Source organism: Rhizobium sp. NPDC092011, assembly GCF_044756305.1.
Classification (GTDB): domain Bacteria; phylum Pseudomonadota; class Alphaproteobacteria; order Rhizobiales; family Rhizobiaceae; genus Rhizobium.
The window spans coordinates 49102-63248 of record NZ_JBIVSO010000019.1 but is presented as its reverse complement, the minus strand read 5'-3'; the positions used below and the strand labels follow the sequence as shown (position 1 = coordinate 63248).

Sequence of the window (14147 nt, the reverse complement as noted above, 5' to 3'; positions counted from 1 at the left end):
GAGGGGTTTTCCAATGTTTCTTGATGTGCTTCGCCGCCGCAATCCGAAATTCATCGAGGCAGCAATCGCGCTGCATCGCGAGGGCCGGATCCCCGCCAATTCCTACGTGCTCGATCTCGATACGGTTGAGGCCAATGCGCGTGTCCTGAAGACGGAAGCCGACCGATTGGGGCTGAAGATCTTCGCGATGACCAAGCAGGTCGGCCGTGCGAGCTCCTTTGCCCATGCCGTCATGCGCGGCGGGATTGATCGCTCCGTCGCGGTCGACATGGCTTGCGCCCGGGCGACGCATCGTGCCGGTCTCAAGGTCGGTCATCTCGGTCATCTGCAGCAGGTGGCTCGCCACGAGGCGAAAGCGGCAGCCGCGCGCTTCCGTCCCGATTACTGGACCGTCTTCAACGACGAAAAGGCGGCCGAAGCTGCCGCCGGCGCCAAGGAGGCAGCTTATACGCAAGATCTGCTTGCCCGTATCAGAGCCGAAGGCGATACCTTCTACCGCGGTCATGAAGGCGGTTTTGACGCTGCCGATATCGCCAAGGTCGCTGACAGCTTCGATCGCCTGGACGGCGGTCGCTTTGCCGGCATCACCACCTTCCCGGCGCTGCTTTTCGATCACGAGACACGCAAGGTCATTCCGACCCACAATCTCGCGACGCTGACCAAGGCGGCCGAGGAACTGGCAAGGGCTGGTCGGCGAGATATCGAGGTCAATGCGCCGGGGACGACGTCCTCGGTCCTGCTGCAGGCGCTTGCCGATGCCGGCGCGACCCAATGCGAGCCGGGCAACGGCCTGCATGGGACGACGGCGCTGCACGTCGTCGAGGACCTGCCGGAATTGCCCGCTGTCTGCTATCTCACCGAAGTATCGCATCTGTCCGGCGGCAAGGCCTATTGCCTCGGCGGCGGCTTCTACATCGATCCGATCTTTTCGGATTATGACGTCAAGGCCATTGTCGCAGACGAGCCGACGGTTGCGGCGACAGCGCTGCGGAGCGTAGAGATCCCGCCTCCGTCGATGATCGACTATTACGCGATGATCGATGCCACCGGCCCCAAGGCGCCAAAGCCCGGCGACACCGCCGTGTTCGGCTTTCGCGGCCAGGCCTTCGTCACCCGCGCCTATGTTGTCGGTGTCTCCGGGATTTCCAAGGGCCAACCCAAAGTCGAAACCATCGAGAATAGCTTCGGCGAAGCCGAATCGTGGCCGGTATAGGAGTATCCAAGATGAACGCTTCGGCACCCGTCCTCGAGCTCAAGGACATCAAGAAGAATTTCGACGCCGTGGTGGCAATCGAGAATTTTTCGCTCGATATCCATCCCGGAGAGATCGTCGCGCTTGTCGGCGACAATGGCGCCGGCAAGTCGACGCTGATCAAGATCATTTCCGGCGTCTATGCGCCCTCTTCGGGGACGATCACCATCGAGGGCGATACCGTCACCATGTCGAGTGCGACCATGGCGCGGTCGCACGGTATCGAGGTCGTCTACCAGGATCTGGCTCTGGCCGATCAGCAGACCGTCTATATGAACATGTTTCTCGGACGTGAGCTGACCAATGGCCTCGGATTGCTCGATCGCAAAACCATGATCGCCGAAACCGAGAAACTGGTGCAGGAACTCGATGTCCGCATCCCCTCGGCACATGCGACGATCAAGGATCTTTCCGGTGGCCAGCGCCAAGGCGTCGCGATTGCCCGTGCGACGCGCTGGGCAAAGAAGCTCATCTTGCTTGATGAGCCGACAGCGGCGCTTGGCGTTGCCGAAACCGCCAAGGTCGAAGCGATCGTGCAATCGCTAAAATCTCGCAATATCGGCGTCCTGATCATCAGCCACAGTCTCGATCAGGTCTTCAAGCTGTCGGATCGCATCTGCGTGCTTCGTCGGGGAAAGCAGATCGGCATTCGCAAAACGTCCGAAACGGACAAGAACGAAATTGTTTCGATGATCACGGGCGTTTAACGGCATCGTTGTGCTCGGATGGCGCCAGAGCTTCAGAACATGGCCGCAGGCCGAATATGAACATATAGATCATCTCCACCGACATCGGATGAGGCGCCGGCCTCATTCGACCGGCGATCTGCCTCGGTGACCGGGTGGCGCTTCATCCTTTAAGCACCCCGATCTTCAGCTGCTCGCAATGCCGTATGGTTGGAAGGCTCACTCGGGTTTAGCGAGCGGAGCAAGGCTGATCGGTTCCGCTTGCTCATTCCATCGAAACCGTTCATTTGCCGGCGAACAATATCCTGCGGGCTCGCACTGACACAACGCCAGAATTCCTCGTGAGCCGAGGTGCGGATCAGCGCTTGCGCACGAATTCGGTGCGCAAGACCAGCCCCTTGATCGCATCGTGACGGCAGTCGATCTCCTCCGGATTTTCGGTGAGCCGGATCGAACGGATGACCGTCCCCTGCTTCAGCGTCTGGCCCGCGCCCTTGACCTTGAGGTCCTTGACCAGCACGACGGAATCGCCGTCGGCGAGAACATTGCCTGAAGCATCCCGAACCTCAGCGGCCTTTGCCCGTTCCAGAGCCATCTCCGATGCGGGACGCCATTCGCCGGTTGCTTCGTCATAGATGTAATCGTCGTCGCTCATATCATCATTTCTCGCGTTCTTATGGTCCGCAATCCGCGCGGCCGCCTGGCGTCACCAGCGACGGATCATGTCGCCAAGCCTCTACCGGGCGGAGGCGCCTGCGTAAACCTCGGCAATCGAGATTTGAGACGGCGCCCTGCCGCGATTGGCCATATTCTCACCCGAACCGCCGCGTTTAGGGCGCATTAACCCTATTTTCCTTGCGGCGACTCTAGAATCATGGCTTAGCTTGAGACGGAAAGAGCGCGTCTGACGCCAATAAACCGTCTGAAAGCAGAGGCTACCTTGAACGTGATTGATGCAAACCTCAATCGGGCATCGACCTCCGCGCATATTACCCAGCGCGCGGAAGCGCTATCCACGCGATTGCGCGCGGTCGGAGAGCGGGCCTTCCCTCCGGTGGCGCAAAAATCGCTCCGATCATTCACGTCGGGCGAAGTCGCAGAGATTGTCGGCGTATCGGACGGCTATCTTCGCCAACTCTCCCTCGACGGACTTGGCCCCTCGCCCGCTCTTGGAACCGGTGGCCGGCGATCTTATACGCTTAAGCAGATCAATGAGCTGCGCCAATATCTCGCAAACACCAGACCAAAGGACGCCGTGCGCTTCTGGCCCCGGCGCCGCGATGGCGAAAAACTGCAAATCATAACCGTCGCCAATTTCAAGGGCGGCTCGGCAAAGACGACGACCTCGGTATATCTGGCCCAAGGCCTGGCCCTGCAGGGGTATCGCGTTCTGGCGATCGATCTCGATCCTCAGGCTTCGCTTTCCGCCATGTTTGGCTATCAACCCGAATTCGATGTGGCTGAAAACGCGACGCTCTACGGCGCACTGCGCTACGACGACGATCGTGTGGCGATGAAGGACATCGTGCAACCAACCTATTTTACGGGCATCAGCATCGTCCCGGGGAACCTGGAGCTGATGGAATTCGAGCATCAGACACCGCGTTACATGCTGCAAAACCGGGGGCGGCCGGGCGATCTCTTCTTCCGGCGCGTCGCAGGCGCCATCGAACAGGTTGCCGACGACTTTGACGTCGTCGTGTTGGATTGTCCGCCGCAGCTTGGCTTCCTGACGATGGGCGCGCTGAATGCCGCAACCGGCATGATCGTCACCGTTCACCCGCAGATGGTTGATGTTGCCTCCATGAGCCAGTTTCTGTTGATGACATCCGACCTGGTGTCCGTCATCGAAGAGGCAGGTGGCCGGCTCGATTATGATTTTCTGCGGTTCCTCGTCACCCGGCATGATCCGCGCGATGTCCCCGAACAGGAGATCGTCGCATTGTTGCGTGACGTGTTCTCGACCGATGTCATGGCCGCGGCGGCCTGGAAATCGACGGCGATCGCCAATGCCGGCCTGACCAAGCAGTCGCTCTACGAGCTGTCGCGAGGTGCTGTCGGTCGGTCGACCTACGATCGAGCCATGGAATCGATCAGCGCGGTCAATCGCGAAGCCATCGGTCTGATCAATGGCGTGTGGGGTAGGTAGCAATGATACATATCCATGAAAAACAACGGCTTAACACGTTGTCTGCAGACAACATGCCCAAGGCGGCTGGCTTTATTGGCACGCAGATGAAAGGGACCCAGCCATGAGCAAGCGCACACAGTCGATCCGCTCTCTCTTTGCGGCTGGGGCCGAGGAAAGCCAACAGAGCGAAAGCCGCGCCGCTGTGCAGCGCGTAACCTCCGGAGCCGTCCGCTCGTTACAGGACACGTTTTCCGAGGTCGAGCGCGAATATGAAGCGTTGAAGCAAACGATTGCCGAAGGCGCCCTCCCCGTAGAACTGAACCCGCTCTTGATCGATCCGTCTCCCTTTGCCGATCGTTTCGCAGACCGCGATACGACGGCCATCGACGCACTCAAGGCTTCCATGGCTGAGCACGGACAGGAGATGCCGATCCTGGTGCGGCCGCATCCGACTGAACCTGGACGATACCAAATCGCCTATGGTCATCGGCGACTCCGTGCAGCGTCCGAGCTCGGCATCGCTGTCAAGGCCCACGTTCGTGAGCTGGATAACGATCGGCTCGTGGTTGCTCAGGGCATAGAAAACTCTGCACGTGAAGATCTCAGCTTTATCGAGCGCGCAGCCTTCGCCCGCAAGCTCGAAACGGCCGGTTTCCAGCGCCCCCTGATCCAATCCGCCCTCTCCGTGGACAGGGCCGAGGTGTCCAAGCTCATTGCTGTTGCAGAGGGCGTACCGGAATGGATCGTCGTGGCAATCGGGCGAGCTCCGAAGGTCGGCCGCGGACGATGGCAGGAATTGGCCGATTTGCTTAAGGAGGGGCAATCAGAGGCGAAGGTTCGCAAAGCCACGACCGATAAGACCTTTGCACATAAAGGTTCCGATGATCGATTTGCGGCTGTTATCCGGACACTGAAGGCCTCGGACAAAGCGTCGAAAGTGGCGGCAGTGGCACCGCTCATCGCCCGAGCCTCAACAGGTTTTGAGATCGCGAAATTGTCGCTGTCCGCAAAGCATTGCAATATCCAGATCAGCAGGGAGCGTGACGAAACCTTCGCCGCATTCCTGATGAGCCAACTGCCCGCTCTCTATGAGAACTTCAACAAAGATAAATCGTCGTTGGAAGAATAGAAAAGGAAACCGTGCAAAAGAAAAAGGCCCCCTAAACGTCGCCGTCCTGGAAGCCTCTCTCATTGGTCTAAGCAGCCCGAGAATCGCATTTCCATGAATCGCAGTCAAGAGTCTTTGGCGCCGCTTTGGTGAACGGATTTCTTTTGCCGATCAAAAGGTGAAAGACAATGGAAAGTGAACATGTAACGACGCCATTCGGGCGGCGGGCGATGACGCTTGCCTCGCTGACGCGTCAAGCCGCAGCCGGGCGCATCGAGCCGGGAAGGTCCGTCGATAAATGGAAGGTGTTTCGCGACGCGTCAGAAGCTCACGAGCGCCTGGGCCTGCAGGACCGCACGCTCGCCGTGCTTCATGCCTTGCTGAGCTTCCACCCGGAAAATGAACTTCGCCAAGGCAGCCGGCTGATCGTCTTTCCTTCCAATGCGCTACTGGCGCGGCGAGCACACGGCATGGCGGGAGCGACCTTGCGCCGCCACCTCGCACTGCTGGTCAAGACCGGGTTAATCATCCGCAAGGACAGCGCAAACGGCAAGCGCTATGCACGCAGAGACAGGGTCGGAGAGATCGGAACCGCATTCGGCTTCGATCTTTCGCCGCTGCTTGCGCGATCAGACGAACTGGCCCTGCTCGCACAGCAGGTCGCAAGCGATCGCACGGCGTTTCGCCGTGCCAAGGAAGATCTTACCATCTGCAGGCGGAACCTGCGGAAATTGATCTCCGCAGCAATCTGCGAGGGAATACCCGGAGATTGGCTTGCTTTCGAGGAGGCCTATACCTCCATCCTAAGCCGGATGACACGATCTCCCCGCATGGATGAGGTCCTGACAACTCTGCACGACCTCGCTCTTCTCCAGGAGGAACTCCTCAACCGCTTGCAACAATTGGACAATACCGGAAATGCGGGCACCAGTGATGCTCACAATGAGCGCCACTTACAGGATTCAAAACCAGAATATCCAAATGAATCTGAACAAGTTGGGCAGGTCGCGATGAACCGACGGCCCGACCATACATGCTTCCGGGCCACGCCGCCTCTGAAAGCACTCCCATTGGAACTCGTTCTACGGGCCTGCCCTCAGATCATCGGGTATGGCCCAAGGCAAGGGGTGAAGAGTTGGCGAGAACTCGTGGACGCCAGCATCATTGTCCGATCCATGCTCGGCATCACCACATCCGCCTATCAATCCGCGTGCGATATTGTGGGTGCGGAAAATGCTGCGACGATGATTGCGTGCATACTGGAGCGAAGCGAGCAGATAAACTCGCCGGGCGCCTATTTGCACGACCTGACTACCAGAGCCGGCAGGGGTGAGTTTTCGCTGGTACCAATGATCACCGCCCTGCTGCGAACGCGCAAAAGGGAAATGCAGTCGAAGCCAATCGCCGAGCCGCAAACGTCATAGGCTTTGACATCATGCGAATTCCGATTTGATCCGCCAGCGCGAGGCAACACGGCAGATCGCCGGCGAAGGGACGCCTCATTGTTGTCAGCTGACAACGTGCTAAGCCGTTGGAAAGACTATATCTACATGCGGGTGTTGCGTCGACGTCCGTGTGCGAGGCAACCTGTTGATGGCCGACGGCAAGCGAGGAGAGAGGCGCATGGTCTGAAGGAGTGAAGATCGAAGAGTGGTCGCACGCGAAATTTCAAAGAACCTTCCATGCACGCGTCTCAAGCGCGATCGCTGTTACTTTACCATCATCCGGCCGCCGGAAGCTTCTCGCGTAGAAGCGCTATGACCTCGGAGACGGAAGGACCGACGATTGGCGGCGGATCTGCCCGCTCGCAAAATTCACGCCACACAAACAGGGTCATCTCCGCCCCGTCCGTCGCAGTCTCTCCCGGCCCGGCCGCAAAAGTATCAAGAAGCCGATACCGGGCGTCGCTCCAGAACAGGTCCTCGACCCACCCGTATATCGGAATGACATGAAAATGGATCGGATAGCCCGGCGTATGGCCATAGCGTCCCATATAAACCCTCTCGCTACCGAGGACGGATTTCAAGACACTTTGAAGCCTCGCGAGAAGTGGGCCAAGTTCACAAAGGGCGTTAGACGAAAGCGCGCTCAGATCGTTGGTGAAAATTTTCGAGCTAACCATGAGATAGCCTGGCAGGGCTGAGTTGATGCGGTGGTTCACCAACCATCCTTCGGTCTCGGTGATCTGGAACTGCTGCGGGATGCGATGAACCTGGGCCATGCCCAAAGCTATCAACCCAGGGGCCAGAAGCAATGGCCACGCTGGACAGGCGCTTCAAGATGGCAAGAATGCCGTCAAGCTTGTTGAAAAGGGCGCTGTTCCATAGGTTCGGTGGGCCAACAAGCCGAAAAATGAGCGTTCCGCGTCGAGATATCACGCGGTCGATCCCATTTCACAGGGGAGGGGTAGCCCGTTGATATGCCCCTTCTTGCCAGCGAAGCTGAGCTCGATATCGGCATGCCTGTCAAGCACCTCGATAGGGAGCGATTGATCCCTCAGCAATCGTGGCGGGCGGATATCCGATGCCAATACCGAGGCAATACCGCCGCAATCGGGTATCTGCGTAAAGTTTATTCGACACCCGCCTCGTAACATTGCGGTAATGTGGCAACCACAGACTGGCACCAGCGAAACGATTTGGCGGCTCGTCATCAAGAGCGCCCGCGACATTGACGACGAACGGGCCCTGAAATGAAAAATGCGCATCGGTCGATCGCCTTTCCTGTGGCTGCTTTGCTGATCGTCGGCATGGCCATCGTGATGCTGCTGGGCACGCTGCTCACGCTCATTGTTATTTTGAGCATAGGCGGGGAAGACCGCCTGCAGATCAATACAAACGAGCTTTCACGCACGTTGGCTGCGGCCATCATCTATGATGCCGACGGCCATCTGACGCTCGACAGGCAGAAGCTTACCAGAAACGTCGTCAGGTTGGCTGAGGCCCAGCCGACATATTGGTATGTGATCGAAGACGGCCTCCAAATGATTACGCGAGGCAGCCAACCCGCGGATGCCAGACGCGTGTTCGAGCAGACCCCCCGCGAAATTCAATATTCAGAGTTCCGCTACCGGCAAGGCAATCGCGACATGTTGGGCATCAGGTCGATCAGCAAGGATCGCGGTTTGAAGATTGTTGCCGTCGGCGGGATCGACCTCTCAAATTGGGAAACTGTCCTGGTCGCCTTTGTACCGGGCCCTCCAGTGGGCTTGGTCTCGCTGCTATGCCTCATTCTGGTTGCCACCACATTGATCGCGATCGTCATCGTCCGGGGAACGATCGCAAGTCCAGTGCAGCGTGTCGTGCGATCCGCCGCGCAGATTGACGGGCTGCCCAATGGCCGTCGCATATCGGACGCCGATACGCCAAGTGAGCTGAAGCCGATGGTTGCTGCCTTCAACACGGCGTTGACCCGCATTGACGCCGCTTTCACGGCACAACGCAGCTTCCTCGCCAATGCTGCGCATGAGTTGCGCACCCCACTGACCAAGATGCGGCTGAAGGTGGAGCAAGTGCCGGGCGGCGAGCTGCGAGACGGATTGATTCACGATACCGCGCGCCTCGGCTCCATCGTGACCACTCTGCTGCAGCTGGCGCGCCTCTCTGGTCAATCGCTCGCCTTGGTCGAGATCGATCTTGCCGCACTTGCCAAGGTCGTTGCCTCCGATCACGTGCCGACGGCACTAAAGCACGATATCGAAATTGAATTGCGAGCGCCGGGAAGGCCGGTCCTGATCCTCGGTTCGGAGGCTGCGATCAGGGTCGCGCTGGAGAACCTGATCCTGAATGCCGTTCGGCACGCTGACGGCACGAAGCTGATCGTCGTGGAGGTACTACCGTCCGCCGAAGCCCGTGTGATCGACTATGGGGCCGGTATTCCGACAGATGAGCGCGGGGCCGTGTTGCAGCCATTTGTGCGCGGCAAGCGTAGCGCAGGGGAGGGCACGGGTTTAGGGCTCGCCATCGTCGGCCAGATCATGGACGCACATGGCGGAGCTGTCCTGCTCGAGGAGACGGAGAGGGGAGGGCTGACCGTACGCCTGCTGTTCCCGGCAGCCGTCCGAGATCCGGCCGCCTGCGCTGTTCACGCTGGCTAGACGCCCGACGATCTGCGCGGTCTAACCAGACTGGAAAAGCGAATGGATCCCAGCTTCATGGATTTGACGAAGAATCAGTCCATGTCCTCGCCGCGATCGCTACCCGGCTACGGACCTGGAAATTGGAAAATGCTGCCCAGTCTTGGGTGACATGGTGAGCCGGGATGGTCGGACTTTCCCATAAGGCCATGTTGGGGCTGATCAAGCTTTGCTGAAAGTTCAGCTTCTCCTTCTGCCACGCAATCGGCTCCAACTTCCAAATGTGGGTCAGGCCTATTGCGGCAAACGCACCGGCCCTGCTCGTGTCGGCAATCTTGACCTCTACCGTTTCACGACGCGATCCGAGCGACGCCTCGCGTCGCCCTCCTGATTATGATAGAAGGTGATACAGGCAGATTCGGACGTCACTATTGCTAAAGACACCATCGGCCTATCTTGCTCTCTGGGCATGCCTGCATGGGAATATCAAACCCAGGCTATCGTTTTGAAAAAGCAATAAAATTATCTGTTAAAGAAATCAATCGACGATTGACTTCCGTTTGCCATACATCGGTTTTTGGACGATAAAGCGCGCCCGGCAAGGCCAGGGGGAGAGCCAATGGCCGCCGCGACTGACACTATTTCCTGGCAAGCGCATTTCAACGTCCCTGACGGTCGCTTTCATGCTTTGCGTTGATCAAATTGGCCAATGATACAGACTATCGGGCAAAAAAGCGGATGACGAGCAAGGAAGGCGACGGTGCCTAAGGGTGTCCCCATTCTCGGTTTTGCCGGGTCTGCGGTTGCTGCTGAACAATACCTCACGCAGCGGCAGGGCTAATCGCCGACCGCGCCCGCGGAGTGGGATCGCGGATTCGACCAAGGCGGCATCCCACACGCAATCATCGCCGCCCCTGCGCGCTGATATCCCCGCTGCGCCCAGTCTTCCTTGCCTCATGGTAGACGGGTTTCAAATCCGGCACCCGCTGCACACACAGCCGTGCGTAGGGGCCCGTGGGCGTCGCCTCTATCAGGATGCGGTCTCCTGCGACCAACTGGCGGCTGCTGATCCACGTTTGCCCGCCCTTGATCCGTACTTGGCGCCAGACGCTTGCTCCTGCCGACAGGGCTACTCGTCATCGGTCTCCGTCGAATCTGGACCCCTTGTTCGTTCGCAAACCGGTCGCCGCTTCGCCGCCTTCGGAACACCAGTTCCACGACGGGAACCGAGCGGAGGAGACATTAATTCGAAATTGCGCTGCTGCCCGCCTGGAGGACAGCAACCGGACGAGTAATGGGCTCTTGGCAGTTCGCCACCCGGCATCTGCGCGCGCTATCGATCTTCGGCTCCCTCAACTTCCTCCTCAAACTCTGGAAAGCTTTCATAATCAGACGATGGTTCGATCGTAGGAACGGCGGTGGCGATATGATCCAAGGCACCCGGATTCACGAACCCGGTTTCAGCCAGCCGGCGCCATGACGACCATCAAAGTCGGGAATGGTGGGTTTTGTGATTGCCATAGCAGCTCCATATACCTCCGCGATCTACAGGACGGATCGAGTGTGGATCTGAGTGTTCTTCTCCCATCAGGAGCCCTTGCGAACGATCATAGCCTATCGGCTCCCCCTTCCCACTGCCTTGCATTTAGCCCAGAGGCGATCGCGGAACCTCAAATACTGCGGGCTCATACACCTCGTCTTTGGCCGACAAGGGTCTTCGGTCTTAGGCTTGCCAATCAGCTGAGCGTCGGCGACTTCGCCAAATCGGCAGATTGGAGGCGACAACAGCGGCGGCTTACACCACATGCCAGACGCCGAACCTTCGCAAACCTGACACTGCAGGGCGTTGCCAGAGCCCCTCAGCTCGCTCGTCCGAGCCGCGAGTACTGCCTTTCGCCTTAGGCCGACAGGCCCACGTGTTCAACATTGGAGTCTCTGCCACGAGCGATCTCGCACTCCTGCTGTTATCATTCGATACACGCACAGTTGGCCTCATATCGCCAATGCTGCTCGGCATGCTGGCCCGCTCCCCATTTCGTCGATGGATGAGGTTTCAGGTACCGCAACTGGGTATAGGCTACCACAGGCATCCTCGTACGGTCTCTCGTTGCCCCCGGGGATCCACTCCGCCATTCTGCGACAGCGCCTCTATTCTACGGACAGACTCCCGACCGATATCTCCTTTCGTCCGAACCCTCGCCTCACTTTGCAGTCGCAATCTCGATCCGGCTGTCAGGGAAGCCGAGACGTCTTGAGAACGCGATGGTAACAGTTGTTACCTTTCCCAGTTGGCCAGCTGCGTCCGGGCGCGGACGCATGGGCACTCAAGCGGAGCAGGCAATCGCGCGCTTCATTAAAGTGAGGTCATTGGCACCCACATGCCCGATCCCGCTGGAAGGCCGCCAGAACCGACTTCCTTGTCAGAAATCTACGGGCTGGAGGAACACCCCGACGCAGCCCAAACGGAGTATTCCTCAAGCCTTCCTCTGAGCCCATAGGGCGGTCGTGACGCAGGCTTTGCTGGCGAATGCCACGCCGCCGCCCGGCGGGCGGCTCCGGCCGGGTTGGGGCAACTAGACCGCCATCTTCATGAGCTCCGGAGAGGATGACTCCGACCGGCAGCCATTGTATAGGCGCCCGCATGAACCTTGGTGGGCGCCCGCGACGGAGGCTCCCATATGCCGTTTGATGCCACTTTGAATGCAAGTCGCATGCTGAGGAACTCGCGCAACCCCGTTGCAGAGCGCATCAAACGCAGCATCTCCCAAATGGGAGATCGCCGCCGGACTGCAATCCCGGGCGCGTCTACACGTCAGCGTACGGAAGCTATTGTCGCAGGGGCCACGCGGCTCTGGCGGGTCGGGCCACGACTACCGGACATCAACGCCAGAACATCGTTTCGCGACGCGCCCACTCCTTAGTAGGGCCACCGCGCGTCTTGCCAGGCAAAATCGGTTCGATCGGTCGCAGCCCCGCATCGATGAGGGCAGCCACACTTAGTCGAAACCTTTCCTCAACTTGGACGACGTCGGCAGGAGCCAATTCAATGTCCGACCAGACTTCGTTCGCCTGGGCCTGATTGGCTAGAAGCTCGCCCTTCTCGGTCTGCCAGCAACGTGCGCATTGAACGCCGGCGGCCTGACCAACAAAGTTTTCGCAGCACGACGATGGGTGCACTCCCGTGGATTACGGCATACCGAACGAACCCGAATGCTCCGGCATGAGCGGATTTGGACGGGTCGTCCAGATATGGCAGGCTTGGCTGATCCCTGTCTCGCACGCTTGATTGTTCTCAACCGCCGAACGGACCACCGCGCTCCTGCAGGCTCGCAGCGACGATGGCTGGCAAGATCACTGCCGATCTCCCCGGGATTTGAAGGGAACCGCTTAATATATGGAGATCCGGAAATAGTCGGTATTCGACACGCATAAGCGTCCGCTGGAGCGAGAGTGAGACTTTTTCGATGGGGGTATACCCGCTATCGCTGCCGCTCCACAGCCCTACCAATGAGCGGATGAGTACCGCTTGTAGGAAACCGGACGTCGAACCGCTCGGACCATCTCGGGGGATGCGGCAGGACTCGACTTACTGGTCCCCACGGCCGGTAATGGACACACCATCACTTCCGGCTTCGTCCGCCGCTGAGACATGATCGCCCCGCAATACATATCCGCCTGGCACCTGAGCGACGGCCCGATAGACCGCACGCGAAAGTAACAACTGTTACTACTCCATCCTCCGTTTTCCGGTGAAGTCGGTCGACGCTGTCTCCCATTGAGCCGTGACCAGTCACTTGTACCGACCTCATTTCTTAGAAACGGGCCCGACAGAAAGAGCAGACTATCCTGGCTCACCCAACCAGGTCAGACACCAGTCGAATGGGAGGCGCCCATCACAGTGAGGCCAGCATCCATGTCAGGTGCCTCGACGCGTCCGGCGACGCTAAGCCGCTCAGCCGCCTGCGGGAGCACCGAGTTGCGAGAAACGTAGCTGCAGTTCAAAGCATCGCCGCTGTTACCGGAATTCCCGCGGGACTCCTTCCTCGTTCAAGTCCGCATGGCGCGAGATCTTTTTCGGCGAACTTACGCACTCCGGCACAATTGGCGCTCTTTCCGGAAAGCGCAGCCAAAATCACTCCGCTCCCTTCATAGCCAACTCGGCCAAAATCCGTTGCGCTCCATGAGCCGGTGACCTAGAAATGCTCTCAGCGCTCCCAGAGGCGCTCAGGCAGGAGCAACACCAATGATCAAGATGAGCGTCTACTATCCAGCCGATGGCGGCTCAAAATTTGATCACGACTACTACCGCACCCACCACATGCCACTGATCCAAGAGCGGCTCGGCGCTGCCTGTCTGCGCTACGAGATCGATAGGGGCCTTGCGGGTCGCGAACCAGGAAGCTCGCCGGAGTTCGTCGCGGCATGCCACGTCTACTCGCCGAGCCTGACGACTTTCCAGGAGGCCTTCGTTCCTCACCGCGCGGAGATTGTCGCTGACGTCCCCAACTATACGGACATCGCGCCCATCGTGCAGATCAGTGAAGTGGCTGAAGGGTAGGGACCTCGGCGCCTCAGGTGTATAACCGTTGACCTTTCCGCGGCTGACATGTGCGTCTCGCATCTCGGGGAAGGAGAGCTTAACTGCGCATCCTCTCCTGTTAGCCAAATCGCCAGTTGCTTGCTTCGCTTCGTCAATAATTGGTATTGACGAACGCCGCAGTCAATTTCGGATTCTGCTTGCCGATCCGTCGCCAACTTGGCCGTAGAGAAGACGCCCTGGCTTCTGTAGGCTTGCGCCAGTCGGGCTGCGTGCTCCTGTGCGGGTGGATCAAGAGTGACGGCGGTTTTGAGTGAGGCCTACAGAACCATTGAAACGGACGCCACGCGTGTCGATC

9 protein-coding genes are annotated in these 14147 nt (G+C 58.9%); 7 read left to right on the top strand and 2 right to left on the bottom strand.

The genetic code is table 11. From position 1 onward, the window contains the following. Window positions 1-13: 13 nt before the first annotated feature. Both ACIQJ2_RS34530 and ACIQJ2_RS34525 read left to right on the top strand, forming a co-directional pair. Window positions 14-1213 carry an alanine racemase gene (locus ACIQJ2_RS34530; RefSeq protein ID WP_400676583.1) on the top strand — a complete coding sequence of 400 codons (1200 nt, stop codon included), beginning with the start codon at window positions 14-16 and terminating at the stop codon, window positions 1211-1213. A gap of 11 nt (window positions 1214-1224) precedes the next feature. Beyond that, the gene (locus ACIQJ2_RS34525; protein ID WP_199151187.1) at window positions 1225-1959 is read left to right on the top strand and encodes an ATP-binding cassette domain-containing protein; all 735 of its coding nucleotides are present in this window, start codon (window positions 1225-1227) and stop codon (window positions 1957-1959) included. A gap of 337 nt (window positions 1960-2296) precedes the next feature. Here the strand turns inward: ACIQJ2_RS34525 and ACIQJ2_RS34520 are convergent, their stop codons facing one another. Next, window positions 2297-2593: an alkylphosphonate utilization protein gene (locus tag ACIQJ2_RS34520; RefSeq protein ID WP_199151186.1), complete on the bottom strand. Its 297-nt coding sequence runs from the start codon at window positions 2591-2593 to the stop codon at window positions 2297-2299. A 285-nt stretch (window positions 2594-2878) separates the two neighbouring features. On the opposite strand from ACIQJ2_RS34520, the gene repA reads away from it, so the two are divergent. The 3 genes from repA (at window position 2879) to repC (ending at window position 6601) form a co-directional block, all read left to right on the top strand. Beyond that, window positions 2879-4087 (top strand): plasmid partitioning protein RepA, encoded by a 1209-nt coding sequence (repA, locus tag ACIQJ2_RS34515; protein WP_400676586.1) that lies wholly within the window; start codon window positions 2879-2881, stop codon window positions 4085-4087. 103 nt (window positions 4088-4190) lie between these two features. After that, on the top strand, window positions 4191-5198 hold the full coding sequence (repB, locus tag ACIQJ2_RS34510) for a plasmid partitioning protein RepB (RefSeq protein WP_400676588.1): 1008 nt from the start codon (window positions 4191-4193) through the stop codon (window positions 5196-5198). A 167-nt stretch (window positions 5199-5365) separates the two neighbouring features. After that, complete coding sequence (gene repC, locus ACIQJ2_RS34505) at window positions 5366-6601, top strand: plasmid replication protein RepC (protein ID WP_400676590.1); 1236 nt, start codon at window positions 5366-5368, stop codon at window positions 6599-6601. Between the two features lie 296 nt (window positions 6602-6897). Here the strand turns inward: repC and ACIQJ2_RS34500 are convergent, their stop codons facing one another. After that, a complete protein-coding gene (locus ACIQJ2_RS34500; protein WP_199151181.1) occupies window positions 6898-7398 on the bottom strand; it encodes an HIT family protein in 501 nt (166 codons plus the stop codon). Between the two features lie 471 nt (window positions 7399-7869). Between ACIQJ2_RS34500 and ACIQJ2_RS34495 the strand changes: the two genes are divergently transcribed. Continuing rightward, window positions 7870-9273 (top strand): sensor histidine kinase, encoded by a 1404-nt coding sequence (locus tag ACIQJ2_RS34495; protein ID WP_400676592.1) that lies wholly within the window; start codon window positions 7870-7872, stop codon window positions 9271-9273. A 4222-nt stretch (window positions 9274-13495) separates the two neighbouring features. Then, a complete protein-coding gene (locus ACIQJ2_RS34490; protein WP_400676594.1) occupies window positions 13496-13810 on the top strand; it encodes an EthD family reductase in 315 nt (104 codons plus the stop codon). Window positions 13811-14147: the final 337 nt, after the last annotated feature.

Bases quoted from the DNA above. Each gene is read 5' to 3' on its own strand.
- repB (WP_400676588.1), top strand. From the start codon at position 4,191: ATGAGCAAGCGCACACAGTCGATCCGCTCTCTCTTTGCGGCTGGGGCC.
- ACIQJ2_RS34530 (WP_400676583.1), top strand. From the start codon at position 14: ATGTTTCTTGATGTGCTTCGCCGCCGCAATCCGAAATTCATCGAGGCA.
- ACIQJ2_RS34525 (WP_199151187.1), top strand. From the start codon at position 1,225: ATGAACGCTTCGGCACCCGTCCTCGAGCTCAAGGACATCAAGAAGAAT.
- ACIQJ2_RS34520 (WP_199151186.1), bottom strand. From the start codon at position 2,593: ATGAGCGACGACGATTACATCTATGACGAAGCAACCGGCGAATGGCGT.
- ACIQJ2_RS34500 (WP_199151181.1), bottom strand. From the start codon at position 7,398: ATGGCCCAGGTTCATCGCATCCCGCAGCAGTTCCAGATCACCGAGACC.
- ACIQJ2_RS34490 (WP_400676594.1), top strand. From the start codon at position 13,496: ATGATCAAGATGAGCGTCTACTATCCAGCCGATGGCGGCTCAAAATTT.
- repC (WP_400676590.1), top strand. From the start codon at position 5,366: ATGGAAAGTGAACATGTAACGACGCCATTCGGGCGGCGGGCGATGACG.
- ACIQJ2_RS34495 (WP_400676592.1), top strand. From the start codon at position 7,870: ATGAAAAATGCGCATCGGTCGATCGCCTTTCCTGTGGCTGCTTTGCTG.